The organism is Cohnella luojiensis (assembly GCF_004564235.1).
GTDB classification, from domain to species: Bacteria; Bacillota; Bacilli; order Paenibacillales; family Paenibacillaceae; genus Cohnella; species Cohnella luojiensis.
This window is the reverse complement of record NZ_SOMN01000007.1, coordinates 61,382-75,543: the sequence shown is the minus strand read 5'-3', so window position 1 is coordinate 75,543 and position 14,162 is coordinate 61,382. Positions and strand designations below refer to the sequence as shown.

Here is a 14,162-nt window from a genome sequence, read left to right as displayed (position 1 = left end):
TCGGACCTCTGCCCATCCGTATGAAGTCTGCACCAAGGCGCTTTTTTAGCCTTCGCAGCCCCGCTTACCCGTATCAAGCCGTCACCAAGGTACTTTATTAGCCTTTGTGCCGCAGCATTTCAACGTCAAGCCTGCTCCAAGGCACTTTTTTGGCCTTCGCACCTTCGCCCATCCGTATCAAGCCTGCACCAAGGCACTTTTTTAGCCTTCGTGCTCCTGCGGAAATACACCTAATAGCCATCACCTATAGAAACCATAGTTATTATCTATTTTGCCAATGGGGCCAAATGTACTACAATTGAGAGAAGGTCTCATTGGACAACCTATAACCTAAATTGGAGTGAATCATAATCATGTCTGAAGTTAAAAAAATCGCCGTCATCGCCGGAGACGGAATTGGTCCCGAAGTCGTAGCGGAAGCGGAAAAGGTACTGAAGCGCACGGAGGAATTGTTCGGCTACAAATTCGAACTCGAGCGCGGCTTGTTCGGAGGAATCGCCATCGATGAAAGAGGCACTCCGCTGCCGCAAGATACTTTGGAAATGTGCCGCAACGCGGATGCCGTTCTTCTCGGAGCCGTTGGCGGACCGAAATGGGACAACAACCCGAAGGAGCTTCGACCGGAAACGGGATTGCTCGGCATCCGCAAAGCGCTCGGCTTGTTCTCCAACATTCGTCCCGCGGTCGTCTTCGATTGCCTGAAGGATGCCTCCACATTGAAGCCTGAAGTTCTTGAAGGAACCGACCTCATCGTCGTTCGCGAGCTCACCGGCGGTATTTACTTCGGCGAGAAGTTCCGCCGCGAAGGCCCTCAAGGCGAAGAAGCGGTGGATACTTGCGTATATAACGTAACGGAAATCGAGCGTATCGTGCGCCAAGCATTCGAAGTTGCCCAGAAGCGCAGCAAACGCTTAGCTTCGGTCGATAAAGCGAACGTTCTCGAAACCTCTCGCCTTTGGAGAGAAACGGTTAACCGCATCGCGCCTGAATATGCGGACGTCGAAGTCGAGCACGTTCTCGTAGATAACTGCGCCATGCAGTTGTTGCGTCGCCCATCCAGCTTTGACGTTATCGTTACGGAGAACATGTTCGGAGATATTCTGAGCGACGAAGCTGCAATGCTTACCGGTTCTATCGGTATGCTATCCTCCGCGTCGTTAGGAGAAGGCAGCTTTGGATTGTATGAGCCCGTGCACGGCTCCGCGCCCGATATCGCCGGTCAAGGCATCTCGAACCCGATCGCGACCATCTTGTCCGTAGCGCTTATGTTCCGCCTGACCTTCGGTTATGAAGAAGCGGCTGCCGCTATCGAGACGGCGGTTAAGAACGTGCTCGACGCCGGACATCGTACGGGCGACATCGCGGTAGATAAGAGCAAAGCGATCGGAACGACGGCAATGGGCGACCTGATCGTGGCGGCAATCGTACGTTAATTATAATAATTCTAAAAAAGGAATTGTTATCATCTTGACTAGCTTGTCCCGGAATGGTACGATTTTTGTCGAGAGATTTATAAGAAAGCACTGGCACTATGGCTGGGCTTATAGGAGGTAGTTCGAAGATGGCAGAGCGTTTGGTAGGTCGTCCGGCACCGGATTTCACGTTGGAAACGGCAAACGGAGACGGCAAAGAGTTCGGTAAAGTATCCTTGTCCGATTACCGTGGCAAATGGCTGGTATTGTATTTCTATCCGCTGGATTTCACTTTCGTATGCCCGACGGAAATTACGGCTCTTTCCGAAGCGAACGATGTATTCAAAGGGTTGAAAACCGAAGTTCTAGGCGTCAGCGTAGATAGCAAGCATAGCCACCGCGCGTGGATCAACACGCCTAAGAACGATAACGGTCTTGGTCAATTGAATCACCCGCTTGGCGCGGATATCACGAAACAAGTCGCTCGCGACTACGGCGTTCTAATCGAAGAAGAAGGAATCGCTTTGCGCGGTTTGTTCATCATCGACCCGGATGGCGAATTGAAATACCAAGTCGTTAACCACAACGATGTAGGCCGCAGCGTAGAAGAAACCCTTCGCGTTCTGCAAGCTTTGCAATCCGGCGGGCTGTGCCCGATGAACTGGAAAGCCGGCGACAAGCACCTCGTCGCTAAGTAATAAGCTTACAAAGGCGATAAGGCTCCTCGGATGGAACAATCCGGGGAGTTTTTTGCAACCTTACGGACAACCAATCCGTCTTACTAGGTTAAGGAAGGCTTCAGCCGTTTATTCTCGCAAAATGGAAAAAAATCGTGGCAGGAATTGTGTTTATGGGTAGAGAATATAGTGTGAAGAATAATGATACCGATTTGAAGGAGGGAAGGCGATGAGCTTTTGCTGTGGGGCTAGCATGATTGGAACGAAGGGGACGTTAAAGCATTATCGGACGAGGATCCACAACGTACCGATCTTGTTTTGCCCGGTATGTCACCGTATTGAAGTACACTATCTGGTCGAGAACGAGTACGAAATATTGGCCGAATATGCGCATGGCGACGGAGCATCTGAAGTCGACTTCCACGATTACGTAGATGAGTCCGACAAAGCCCTCCACGAGAATTGCGTAAACAACGAAGAGGAAGAACCGATGCTGATCGTTCAGAACCAGATCGATATGTCTCTCGATCTGCTGACCTTCGCCAAGGAGATCAACGATCAGGAATGGGAGCAGCAGTTGAAGAAACGCCTCATCGTCTTAAGCCAGAGGCGCCATAAGCTGAGATTGAAACGTACACCGGGCGGCACGATCTGAGCTGATCATGAACCCGGTTAAGCATAGAACGTAACCGAGGACGGCCTTTAAGTAGAGTTCATCTGCTTAAGGCGTCCTTTTATTTATTATGCAGCTACCCCCTCAAAACCGGGTCAAGCTTCGAATGATTATGAATGTGGGGTGAGCGAGTGCTTCTCGTACTTTTCAAAAAATGGCTGAGCTCAAATAGCAGAGTTTCCGGAACGACTCGAGAAGGGGATCTGCCGGAAATCTTAGTGGAGCAAATCCAGAACGGAAGCCATGAGCTTCGCAATCATCTGATACGTCAGTATCATCCATACATATTAAAGACGACCAGCCGTTTCTTTCGCCGTTATATCGATCCGAAGCAGGATGATGCGTATAGCGTGGCTTTGTCAGCTTTCGACGAGGCGATTACCGGTTTTTCGCGGGAGGGCGGCAAGTTGTTTTTGGGTTTCGCGGAAACGGTCATTCAACGAAGACTAATCGACTACGTTAGGCAGGAAAGCAAACATGCCGCCGTTGTTCCCTTCAGCTCTTTCGATACGGAGATCGAAGAGGATCAAAGCACGATGAACCGCGTTGAGGTCGCTCAAGCGATGGAGGCTTTCCGTCAAGAACGGTCTGTCGACGAGCGGAAAACGGAGATTGCGGCTTTAACGGAGGAGTTAGCTTTGTATGATATTACGTTCGGCGATTTAGTTCATCTTTCCCCTAAGCATCAAGATTCCAGACAGATGCTCCTGAGGCTGGGAAGAAGGTTGGCGAGCGATGAGAATATGTTCCGTCGACTTCGCGATAAGAAGCAGTTGCCCATTAAAGAAATATGCGAAGCGGAGTCCGTGTCGCGTAAGACCGCCGAACGCCATCGAAAATACTTGATTGCCGTTAGCTTGATCGCCTATGGCACTTATCCATTTTTACAGGAATACATCGGCATGGATCGTGAAGGGGAGGTGGGGACATCATGAATCGCGGAACGATAATGGAAATATCCAAAAGAACGGCTGTCGTGCTTTCGCCGGATGGACGATTTTTACGCGTTAAAAGACGGGCGGGGTTCGAAGTTGGACAAGAAATCGATAACTTCATGGAAATTCGTTCCGTTCCCCGGGTTCGGCAACGGCTGCTGCAAGCAGGTTCGTTAGTCTCTGCTATATTGATTGTATTGATCGGAATGCTGCTTTTACGCACGCCACCCGTAGTAGCTTACGTAACGATGGATATTAACCCAAGCTTAGAGCTAGGGTTGGATGACGAAATGAGGGTTCGGGAGCTTCGCGGCGTCAACGAGGAAGCCGAAGATTTAATTAAAGGGTTAAAATATCGCGGCCGCGACCTAGAGACGGTTATGAACGAACTGGCGCATAGGCTAGTCGATGGGCGGTTCCTCACGATGGATGACAAGGAAATCGTTATCGCAAGCGTACCCGTAAAGGCCATTAAGTCCCAATGGGAAAAGCAAATGGTGAAAAAGATAACGAAAATTTTAAATGAAGCCGCGAATGAGGACAATACAGGGCTAACGACTGAATTGGATGTCACGACGGTGTCGTTGCCTATCGAGGTAAGAAATCAAGCTGAAGATAACGGGATCTCATCGGGAAAGATGGCCTTCTGGCTCGTTTCGAAAAAAGAGGGGCACGAGGTGCCGCTGGAGACGATTAAAAAGGAATCTTTAAAGGATATTGCCGCTTCATGGGGAGGCGTCAATAAAACGATGAGCAAATACGAGCAGATGCAAGAATCGAAGAGTGATAAAGAAGACAAAGGCGACAAAGACGACGACAAAGACGACAAAGACGTCAAAGACGACAAAGACGTCAACGGCAGCAAAGACGACGATAACGACAAAGATGACAAAGACGTCAAAGGCAGCAAAGAAGTCAAAGGCAGCAAAGAAGACAAAGACATCAAAGACGTCAAAGACGACAAAGAAGACAAAGACGTCAAAGACGTCAAAGAAGTCAAAGAAGTCAAAGGCAGCAAAGACGACGATGACGACAAAGACGACAAAGGCAATACAGACGCCAAAGGTAATAAAAACGACAAAGGAAAAATAGACGATAATAACGAAGACGACGATGACGGTGAAGACGATGACGATGATGACAACAATGAACGCGATAGGGACCACCGTGATAAAGACGATGATCGCCAGGAAAAGGACCGCAATAACCGCTAATCGTTCTACTTCGGATGGAAGGCCTAGTCCGTTTGAGAACCATCGCCATAGTTCGCCATAGCTCGACAACTTCTCCCGTTGACAGTATCGATCATATATAGATATGATTTGATTAATTTACACTTTGTCAATGTGACAGCTCTAGATGGGAGATGCTCGAATGGACGGATGGCGAGCACGTTATTTTCCGATTCTTGCGGAATTTGTTCGAAGCGGCGGGGAAATCGTCCGTCCTGAGATAAAGGAACTTTGGCGCGAGCTATGCGATTTGCCTACAGACGACATCCTAGAGCATCACGAAGAGTGCGTGAAGTTCTTGCTTTCCTATGCGGAGCCCGAGGACCGGATGACGTTCGTTCATCGGTCTCTTTTGTTTATTACCGAATTGCTCGTCTCCTTGCGTATTCCGGAGGGGGCGGCCGCAAGAGAAGAAGCCGAAACGGAACGGATATTGTTAAGTGCCAGCGCGATACATACGGCCCCGATGGGGGATGAACAACCGAATAAATTCGAGACCGTTCTCCAGCACATGGATAGCGGTATTGCCTTATTCGACGGGGCGGGCAATTTGCGATTTCTTAATGTCCAGATGTCGAGAATGCTACAGGCACCCAGGAGGTCGCTGATCGGCTGCACGCTGCATCAGCTTTTTTTCCATGGCAATCTTCAGCTGTCGATTCGTAAAAACATGGTGAGGATTTACAAGGAAATGGTGCTGTATCGTCGCTATCATGGGGAATTCCAGGATGTAAACGGACGATTCCTGCTTGTTAGCATTTCGCTAATCGAGGAGCTGGACGGAGATTATCTGGTTAGCGTGAAAGACGTCTCGGCATATAAACAGATTGAACAGACAGCGTTCCAGAACGACAAGCTGGCCATGCTCGGCAAGATTGCCGCGGCAATCGCACATGAGATTCGGAACCCTCTTACCTCAATACGCGGTTTCATTCAATTGCTAAATCCTTTTCTTAAAGATATCGGGAAACAAGAATACGGCCGTATCATTCTGTCGGAGATTGATCGGGCTAACGACATTATTTATGAATTCCTCAATTCCTCCAAGCCATCCGCCCCTATGAAACAGAAGATTCTCGTAGGGGTATTGCTCAAAGAAACGATCATGCTATCGGAAAGCGAAGCGCTGATGAAGGGGTGCGAGATCCATCACGAGATCTTCGACCCCTATCTGAACATCTCCGTGGACGTGAAGCAAATCAAGCAGGTGCTGCTTAACATTATCAAGAACGCAATGGATGCCATTTACGAAGTGAAGGAAGATCGTAAAGGCATAATAGATATCACGGCTAGGCAGGAAGGCAAATATGCTCTGATCTCCATTAGGGATAACGGAAAAGGAATGCAGCGGGCGACGCTGAGTCGGTTGTTCGATCCTTTTTTTACGACAAAAGAAGAGGGGACGGGCCTAGGGCTTTCCGTTAGCTATCGTATCATCTGCAATCACGGCGGGACGATTCACGTTGATAGCCAAATTAACGAGGGAACGGAATTTTTAATTTATTTGCCTTATGTCGAGTGGAAAGAGTAGAATCTGGTATGAATACTAGATTAACTTAGGGTGGGACATCAGGCATGTTATGGACGCAATGGCCTTTGTCATGGATAACGACGAGATCGAGTTTACGCAAAGCGCAGGATACCGCGGATATGATCATCGTATTCACGGACAGGGATTCGTTAGAAGGCAATCGGCAGCTATTGGAGCCGCGATTGGACGCAGCTCTTCGGGATAGCTTTAGCCGCGGTCAATTCCTAGGGAAATCAGGAGAGACGTCGGTGCTTTCCACGCTCGGGTTGATTCCCGAGAAGTACGCTTTGTTCGTCGGATGCAACAAGGCTCCTTATTCGACTAAAGCTCTTCGGGAAGCCGCAGGGGGATTAGGACAACGATTATTGGAATATCAAATAAAGAAAGCCGTTCTTGTCGTACCCGCAGGTTTGTCCGAATTCATGGCGGAGAAAGATTACGGATTGGCGTCTAGTGAGATAATGGAAGGTTTGCTGCTTGGATTGTATCGCCGCAATAGCCGCTCGTTGGCGGGGAGGAATCAATCCTCGCTCGAACAAATCGAATTTATAGTCGACGAGAAGACGGATATAGATCAATGGAACGAGGGGCTGTTACGCGGTTATCGGCAAGGAAACGCGGTTTGTTATGCTCGCGAGCTTACGAATGAACCGGCAAACCTCCTTACTCCCGATCGACTTGCGGAGGAAGCAAGATCGTTGGCTATCCAGTACGGGCTGAACTATCGAATCTATGACGAGAAGGAAGCCGCCATCGAAGGAATGGGCGGTTTACTGGCCGTTGGCCAAGGCAGCGTAAATCCGCCTCGAATGATCGTCATTCATCATAGAGGATTGCCGGATTCGAAGGCGACGCTAGGAATTATCGGCAAAGGCGTAACTTTTGATACTGGCGGAATTTCCATCAAGAACGCCGCGGGGATGGAGGAGATGATCTCCGACATGGGCGGGGCCGCAGCCATTATGGGCGTAATGAGGGCGATCGGGGAATGGAAGCCGGCGATTAACGTCGTGGCGGTCATCCCCGCGGCGGAGAATATGCCTTCCGGCAGCGCGTTCAAACCTGGCGATGTCATCCGTACTTATAGCGGCAAAACCGTAGAGGTCTTGAACACCGACGCGGAAGGCCGGATCGTCTTGGCGGATGGTCTTACGACGGCGATTCGCCAAGGCGCCACGAAGCTGATCGATGTGGCGACCTTAACGGGAGCGGTAATGCATGCTCTTGGGGATCTGACGACTGGCGCGTTTACGAATGAAGAGACTATGCTTCAAAGCTTACTTCAGTCGGCACGCCGCTCCGGTGAATACGTATGGCCGCTTCCAACCCACCCGGAGTATAAGAGCTTGCTTAAAAGCGATGTGGCCGACATGAAGAATCACGGCGGTACTTGGGCCGGGGCCATAGCCGGAGCGATGTTCGTGGGAGCTTTCGCCGAAGAGCATCCTTGGATTCATCTGGATATCGGGGGAACGACCTGGATGTGGAGCGACAGAGGCTTCGAGAGCAAAGGCGGAACGGGTGTCATGGTACGCACTTTGCTGGAATACATCCGGAGCGAATCGAGCGGCGAGGACTAGGAGATATGGGATATCCGTAGTCGTAACAACATGGGGGAACCACGATGAGTAGATGGATTAGGGGATTCAAGCAGTCATTGGCCATCCGTACGAGCGAATCGGAGAATCGAAGAGGCTTGCGGATATCGCTAATCGAAGGAATACCCGCGAATATATTGGCTAACTTACTAGGCGGTCCGCTGCAGACCGTCTATTTGACTTATCTCGGTTTTACGGCTTTCCATATTGGTTTGGTATTGGCCATCCCGCCTTTTGCATTGCTCGTCCAAATATTCATTGCTTTCGCTATGCAGAAATGGCAGAATCGGAGATTATTCGCGACGCTGTTCGGCGTCATCCACCGATTGATGTGGCTGGGGACAGGGCTTATTCCTCTCGCTTTTACGGAGGATAGTTGGATTCCGGTATACATTGCCTTATGGCTGACTTCCATGATAGCCGGTCAAGCCGGAGGGGTCATCTGGACCTCCTTGATGGCGGATGTCGTTCCCGCCGCGGTCAGGGGGAAGTACTTCGGCATACGCAATACGATCCATTGGGCGGTCGTATGCGTTACGCTGCTCGTAGGCGGTCAGATCATGGAATGGTTGCCTGGACCGAAAGGGTTCACCGTACTATTCGCGGTTAGCGCGTTGTGCGTGGTTTGGAACGGTTGGGCCTTGTCCCGTTATCCGAATCCGCCATTCCAGCCGTCCGAGAACGGCAGGTCATTGAAGATGTTCGTTCGGCCGTTCGCCGATCGACGGTTCCTCTCTGCGACGTTATTCATCTCCGCTTTTATTTTACTGCAGAATATCGTAATCCCGCTCTTTTCCTACGTCATGTTGGAGATTATGGATTTAAGCACGAGTGAAGTCACCTTGATTATTATGCTTCAGAATATCGTCATGATGGTCAGCTACTATTATTGGGGCGTGCTAAACAGCAAATATTCTACCAATACGCTGCTTCTGTGGACGTTTCCGCTTATCGCCGGATCCTGCGCGGTGTGGTTGGGGATGGCCATATTACCGGTTATGCTGATCTTGATCGTCGTGCATGTGCTGCTCGGCTTCGGGTTCGCGGGGTATAATTTACTCGTGTTCAATTTTCTGATTGGGGATTCTCCTAAGTCGGAGAGACCGATGTACGTGGCCGTATTCTCGGCTTTAACAGGGATTGCGGGATTCATAGGTCCGGTTGCGGGCGGATGGTTATACGACGAGGCATCGTCCGGACCGATGTGGTTGCAGATTTACGGGTTGACCACGTTCGCGGGATTGGCTTTATTGGCGCTTTCCCTGGTGATTGCCCCATTTGTATTCAAGTCTCGCGAGGGTCATAATTAAGATCATAGTTACAATCGAGAGGAGTTGCAGCCTAATGAACAATAATGCTTCTATCCAAGACCGCGTGCCGCCGGGACAGCGCCTGACGGACGGTTTTCCGGTATTGCATCATGGAGACGTGCCTCATTACCGTGATCTAAGCAAATGGGATTTGAAAATATTCGGCCTGGTGGAGGAGCAAGCGGAATTCTCCTACGAGGAATTCATGAAATTGCCGCGTCGCGAGTTCGGCAACGATATTCACTGCGTGACGACTTGGTCGAAGCTGGATAACGTGTGGGAAGGCGTGGCCGTATCCACGGTCATGGAGCGGGTGAAGCTGAAGCCCGAAGCCAAGTACGTCATGCTTCACGCGGAGCAAGGATGGACGACGAACTTGCCTCTGGAGGATTTCCTGCGGGATACTTCCTTCTTCGGAATCAAGCACAACGGAGAGGAACTGACGCCCGATCATGGGTACCCATTGCGTATGGTCGTCCCGCATCTCTACTTCTGGAAGAGCGCCAAGTGGCTTCGCGGCATCGAGTTCATGGCCAAAGACAAGCCCGGCTTCTGGGAGCGGAACGGGTACCATATGTACGGCGATCCTTTCAAAGAGCAGCGTTACGATTTCGATTAATTGAATATAAGAGATAACTAAAGAGCGCTAAATGTGCTCTTTTTTTTGAATCATGAGTCAGGTATCAACCGATCGAAGGGATAGTCGGATATACGTCGGAGTAGTATCGCTATACGAAACCGGCGTCTTGCGTATAGAATGGCAAGTGAATCTTTTTTCCGATCACTAGTATTAATTCTCGGATTTGAATTCGGTTAAAAAATAAAGAAAAGCTAGGAAGGGGAAGAGAACGCCAATCCAAGATGACATAATCCAACCTCCATAAGCATAGGACAACCCGCCGAGGAACGATCCGACAGCACCGCCAATAAAGAAGATAGCCATAAAAATACCGTTTAGTCGCCCCCTTGTTTCATTACCCAAGGAGTAAATAACTCTTTGACCGACAACAAGATTCCCGGATACTGCCATATCCAGTGCAATAGCCGCAATGAAAAGTAATACCAATGAAAAATCCGATTTGCCGTGAACAAGTGCGATTAACATAAAAGACAAGGTTGCGATGACTATTGCCCCCATCGTCAAATGCTTCGTCCAGTTTCTGTCCGCCAACCTTCCTGCGACAGGTGCTGCAATAGCTCCGGCCACTCCGACGAATGCAAACAAGGCTATGCCTTGTTGAGTCATTCCGTATTCATCCGCTAATCTCAATGGAGCAGTCGTCCAGAAAAGGCTAAAGGCCCCGAAAAGGCAGGCTTGATAAAAGGAACGACGTCTTAATAGAGGGGATTTCTTAAATAATTTCAGTAAGGAAACTACAAGTTCTCCGTAGGTTAAGGTTTTATTGGGATGTCGTTCCGGTAGAACACGCGACAACAGAATTGCTAGCAATACCATTAGAATCGCGGATATAACAAAAATGGTTTGCCAACCCCAGATGCCGGTAATTAAGCTTGCTATAGGTCGCGCTAACATGATTCCAAGTAAAAGTCCACTCATTACATTCCCCACTACACGGCCTCGTTGCTCTTCGGTTGACAAAAAAGCGGCTAGCGGCACAAGAATTTGTGCAACCACGGAACTCGCTCCAATCAACAGAGATGCCGCCAAAAACAATACAGATCCGGTTGAGAATGCAGCTCCAAACAATGCAAGTACCACAATAGCGAGAAAAGAAACGACAAGGCGACGGTTTTCCAGCATATCGCTTAGCGGGACGATAAACAGAAGACCAGCAACATAACCAATTTGAGTTAATGTTACAATAAGCCCTGCCGTTCCCGATGGGAGTCCCAGATCAGAGCTAATCGGACCTACAAGGGTTTGGGAATAATATAGATTGGCAACGATAAGACCGCATGCGGCAGCTAATAGCACCGTTATTCCATTTGATATTTTTTGTTTCTTTTCGCTAATTGGTTCGTGCATGTCCTTTAACTCCCTCGTTATTTAAAATAGATTTAATATAACAAATAATCGCTTTTAACTGAACGCTTCGTACACTTAATCCATAGGTTTAGGATATACTGAACGCAACGTTTTGTAAATAGCTCCTTTTTATTATTAAGGAAAGTTTATATACTTATACAATATGTTCTAAAAAGAGGGGGCAGTTTAATGCCTAAAAGAGGACGTCCACGCAATCCAATCACTCAAAAATCCATCCTTACGGCTTCTTACGAACTACTTTTGGAAAAAGGGTTCGACGATGTAACGGTAGAGAAAATCGCCGAACGAGCCGGTGTTAGTAAAGTAACGATTTATAAATGGTGGCCCAATAAGGCTGCTGTTGTTATGGATGGTTTTTTTTCAGCGGCCAAGGACAGGTTGCCGATTCCAGAAACAGGTACGGTATTGGAAGACTTATTGATTCATGCGACAAACTTATCAAGATTTATGACCAGCCCGGAAGGAAAAATCATAGCTGCTTTGATTGGGCAGGGGCAATTGGATTCCGCAATAATTGAAGCATTCCGGACTCACTATATTCATCCGCGTAGGGCTGAAGCTATGTTGCTTTTGAATCGAGGAGTTCAGCGGGGGGAACTGAAAGGTAACCTTGATCTGGCTTTAGGTGTTGACTTACTTTACGGCCCCCTTTTTTATCGCATGCTTGTCACGGGGGAGTCTTTGAATGATCACCATGTAAAGCAAATTATCGTGACCGTATTTAACGGGTTGAAATAAATAAACACTTATAATGCATCAAGTTATAGAGCTGGGTGCAGCCGCATGCGCATGCGGGGCACTTGCCACTCGCAGGATCGGCGGGAGGCGGCGAATTTCCCGCCTTATCTTTTTATTTTCTTAAGATTACGGAGAATGAATCCTTTGGAAGACCGTAACGTATATCCTAGCGAGTATTAATTTTTGTGAAGGGTTGGGATGCAAAGTGTCATTTTTCGGAAGAGTGTTGGCTAGCATCGGGATCGGATCGGCGAAAGTAGATACCGTACTCGAGAAATCATCCTATTTTCCCGGAGAAGAAATCCGCGGAGTCGTCCGAATTCAGGGCGGGTCGGTCGAGCAGCAATTGGACGGCATCCAGTTATCTGTAATGACTACTTATCTTCGCGAGGTGAACGATTCGAAGATTCACCAGAATGCGGAAATATCCGTTATCCGGATCACGCAACCTCAATCCATCGCCATTCAGGAATTCAAGGAAATTCCGTTTTCTTTCTTACTTCCGAGAAATACGCCGCTAACGCTTGGACGCGTATCGGTCTGGATTAAAACGGCGGCGGATATTCAATCCGCGGTAGATCCGTCCGACGAGGATCGCATTCAAGTAGCGCCCTCCGCGTTGCAGAAAACCGTATTGGATGCCGTGGATAGCTTAGGGTTTCGATTGAGGGATGCCGAATCGGTATACGCTCCGCGTATGCGGGCTTCGTTGCCCTTCGTTCAAGAGTTCGAATGGGTACCTGCCGGGGGGCGATACCGCGGCAGATTGGATGAGTTAGAACTCATATTCCTGGACATTCGACCTGATGGGGTGGAGCTGCTGCTGCAGATCGATCGCAAGGCGTCCGGCATGCTAGGCATGTTCGCCGAAGCTCTGGATGCCGACGAGCGGTTTGTTCGTTTGACATTAAACGCTAACGAATTGAACGCCGGTTACTCCAGGGTAGCGGATATCCTGGATTCCGTCATCTCGAGGCACTCCTAGACTTTAAGCTGCGTTCATGAACTTGACAAAATAAACTGTAAGATATATTATTACAGAACAAAGGTTACGAATAGACGATGAGCAGAGTTAGCGGGCGAATCGTCGATTTTTTAACTGAAATGTAATGAACTTTGTTACAGTTGAATGCATATCATATTTCGGATAGGTGGTGTAGAAGATGAAGGTTGAGATCAGCGATTGGGTACATGCGAAAACGCGAAACGGGGAATTGATTCACGGTTTTGTCGATGGCTTGGATGAAGAGCAAAGAATGGCGAACGTATTCGTGGTCAAGTCGGATAACGATGAATCCGTGGGCAAATCCATCCTTGTGCGGGAACAGTGGGTAAGAAAGCTGCCCACGTATGCCTTGGAGGATGCGGAAGCTATTCAAAGTCTGATCGACATTGCTTTGTCGACTAAGGATGATCAATGGTTTGAAGAGTTAACCCTTAAGTTGCAGTCGGTATCCAAAGCCGAGGGCACGAACAAAGGGCAGTCGCTCTCTCGGACATCTTTTACGAATCGATTAAGATATAAGGTCTAAAAAGATAAGTAAAACCGCTGGTCTCACGTAGATCATGCGGTTTTTTTTGTGTTTTTGGTTACTTAGAACGGTAAAGTATACTTCTTTTACGCACTTCAGGGCTCATTTCTTTATTTCGCGATTGGATGTAAAATGTAAGAGTACCCAAAATTGAAAGATGAGGTGTTGGACTGTGGAGTTGATCGTCACGCCATCCGCGCTGTCATGCTTCAAAGGGGAATGGGGATTTAGCGACGGAGAGATGATTCGAGTATTCGTACGTTACGTAAGCGGAGGAGAAACACCCTTTGCGTTTGGCATAACAAGAGACACGCCACTTGACGCGGCAGTCACGACGGTCGCGGATCTCATCACCTTTTACATGGAAAGCAAGGACGTTTGGTTTTTGGAAGGCAGAAGCCTGAAGATCGACATACAAGGCGAGGATATCGTATTTCATTTCGATTGAGTTTGATGTAAACTAATAATCATTATCCAGATTCGCGAATGCATCGTAGAAAAGGAGATTTTACGGAA

General features: G+C 48.7%; 14 protein-coding genes. 13 read left to right on the top strand and 1 reads right to left on the bottom strand.

What is annotated here, in order from left to right:
• The first annotated feature begins 353 nt into the window (after nt 1–353).
• The 9 genes from leuB (at nt 354) to E2980_RS07880 (ending at nt 9,987) form a co-directional block, all read left to right on the top strand.
• Entirely contained in the window at nt 354–1,433 is a 1,080-nt protein-coding gene (leuB, locus tag E2980_RS07920) for a 3-isopropylmalate dehydrogenase (RefSeq protein WP_135151639.1), read from the top strand.
• 128 nt (nt 1,434–1,561) lie between these two features.
• Nucleotides 1,562–2,110, top strand: a complete 549-nt coding sequence (locus E2980_RS07915) for a peroxiredoxin (protein ID WP_135151638.1) — start codon at nt 1,562–1,564, stop codon at nt 2,108–2,110.
• Nucleotides 2,111–2,318: 208 nt separating this feature from the next.
• Nucleotides 2,319–2,744 (top strand): hypothetical protein, encoded by a 426-nt coding sequence (locus E2980_RS07910; protein WP_135151637.1) that lies wholly within the window; start codon nt 2,319–2,321, stop codon nt 2,742–2,744.
• Between the two features lie 149 nt (nt 2,745–2,893).
• Nucleotides 2,894–3,697, top strand: a complete 804-nt coding sequence (gene sigI / locus E2980_RS07905; RefSeq protein WP_135151726.1) for an RNA polymerase sigma-I factor — start codon at nt 2,894–2,896, stop codon at nt 3,695–3,697.
• Nucleotides 3,694–4,911 (top strand): anti-sigma factor domain-containing protein, encoded by a 1,218-nt coding sequence (locus E2980_RS07900; RefSeq protein ID WP_135151636.1) that lies wholly within the window; start codon nt 3,694–3,696, stop codon nt 4,909–4,911. Before sigI ends, E2980_RS07900 begins: the two co-directional genes overlap by 4 nt.
• Nucleotides 4,912–5,071: 160 nt before the next feature.
• On the top strand, nt 5,072–6,460 hold the full coding sequence (locus E2980_RS07895) for an ATP-binding protein (RefSeq protein WP_135151635.1): 1,389 nt from the start codon (nt 5,072–5,074) through the stop codon (nt 6,458–6,460).
• A gap of 44 nt (nt 6,461–6,504) precedes the next feature.
• Complete coding sequence (locus E2980_RS07890) at nt 6,505–8,040, top strand: leucyl aminopeptidase (protein ID WP_135151634.1); 1,536 nt, start codon at nt 6,505–6,507, stop codon at nt 8,038–8,040.
• Nucleotides 8,041–8,084: 44 nt separating this feature from the next.
• Nucleotides 8,085–9,368, top strand: a complete 1,284-nt coding sequence (locus E2980_RS07885; protein ID WP_135151633.1) for an MFS transporter — start codon at nt 8,085–8,087, stop codon at nt 9,366–9,368.
• Between the two features lie 34 nt (nt 9,369–9,402).
• Nucleotides 9,403–9,987, top strand: a complete 585-nt coding sequence (locus E2980_RS07880) for a sulfite oxidase-like oxidoreductase (RefSeq protein WP_135151632.1) — start codon at nt 9,403–9,405, stop codon at nt 9,985–9,987.
• A 171-nt stretch (nt 9,988–10,158) separates the two neighbouring features.
• Here E2980_RS07880 and E2980_RS07875 read toward each other — a convergent pair whose 3' ends face one another.
• A complete protein-coding gene (locus E2980_RS07875; RefSeq protein ID WP_135151631.1) occupies nt 10,159–11,355 on the bottom strand; it encodes an MFS transporter in 1,197 nt (398 codons plus the stop codon).
• A 189-nt stretch (nt 11,356–11,544) separates the two neighbouring features.
• Between E2980_RS07875 and E2980_RS07870 the strand changes: the two genes are divergently transcribed.
• The 4 genes from E2980_RS07870 to E2980_RS07855 all read left to right on the top strand — a co-directional run bounded on the left by E2980_RS07870 (nt 11,545) and on the right by E2980_RS07855 (nt 14,094).
• Complete coding sequence (locus E2980_RS07870; protein ID WP_135151630.1) at nt 11,545–12,114, top strand: TetR/AcrR family transcriptional regulator; 570 nt, start codon at nt 11,545–11,547, stop codon at nt 12,112–12,114.
• 205 nt (nt 12,115–12,319) lie between these two features.
• On the top strand, nt 12,320–13,099 hold the full coding sequence (locus tag E2980_RS07865; RefSeq protein WP_135151629.1) for a sporulation protein: 780 nt from the start codon (nt 12,320–12,322) through the stop codon (nt 13,097–13,099).
• A 178-nt stretch (nt 13,100–13,277) separates the two neighbouring features.
• Nucleotides 13,278–13,646: a hypothetical protein gene (locus E2980_RS07860; RefSeq protein ID WP_135151628.1), complete on the top strand. Its 369-nt coding sequence runs from the start codon at nt 13,278–13,280 to the stop codon at nt 13,644–13,646.
• A 172-nt stretch (nt 13,647–13,818) separates the two neighbouring features.
• The gene (locus E2980_RS07855; RefSeq protein ID WP_135151627.1) at nt 13,819–14,094 is read left to right on the top strand and encodes a HesB/YadR/YfhF family protein; all 276 of its coding nucleotides are present in this window, start codon (nt 13,819–13,821) and stop codon (nt 14,092–14,094) included.
• The last annotated feature ends 68 nt before the right edge of the window (nt 14,095–14,162 follow it).

Bases quoted from the DNA above. Each gene is read 5' to 3' on its own strand.
- leuB (WP_135151639.1), top strand. From the start codon at position 354: ATGTCTGAAGTTAAAAAAATCGCCGTCATCGCCGGAGACGGAATTGGT.
- E2980_RS07915 (WP_135151638.1), top strand. From the start codon at position 1,562: ATGGCAGAGCGTTTGGTAGGTCGTCCGGCACCGGATTTCACGTTGGAA.
- E2980_RS07910 (WP_135151637.1), top strand. From the start codon at position 2,319: ATGAGCTTTTGCTGTGGGGCTAGCATGATTGGAACGAAGGGGACGTTA.
- E2980_RS07900 (WP_135151636.1), top strand. From the start codon at position 3,694: ATGAATCGCGGAACGATAATGGAAATATCCAAAAGAACGGCTGTCGTG.
- E2980_RS07895 (WP_135151635.1), top strand. From the start codon at position 5,072: ATGGACGGATGGCGAGCACGTTATTTTCCGATTCTTGCGGAATTTGTT.
- E2980_RS07890 (WP_135151634.1), top strand. From the start codon at position 6,505: ATGTTATGGACGCAATGGCCTTTGTCATGGATAACGACGAGATCGAGT.
- E2980_RS07885 (WP_135151633.1), top strand. From the start codon at position 8,085: ATGAGTAGATGGATTAGGGGATTCAAGCAGTCATTGGCCATCCGTACG.
- E2980_RS07880 (WP_135151632.1), top strand. From the start codon at position 9,403: ATGAACAATAATGCTTCTATCCAAGACCGCGTGCCGCCGGGACAGCGC.
- E2980_RS07875 (WP_135151631.1), bottom strand. From the start codon at position 11,355: ATGCACGAACCAATTAGCGAAAAGAAACAAAAAATATCAAATGGAATA.
- E2980_RS07870 (WP_135151630.1), top strand. From the start codon at position 11,545: ATGCCTAAAAGAGGACGTCCACGCAATCCAATCACTCAAAAATCCATC.
- E2980_RS07860 (WP_135151628.1), top strand. From the start codon at position 13,278: ATGAAGGTTGAGATCAGCGATTGGGTACATGCGAAAACGCGAAACGGG.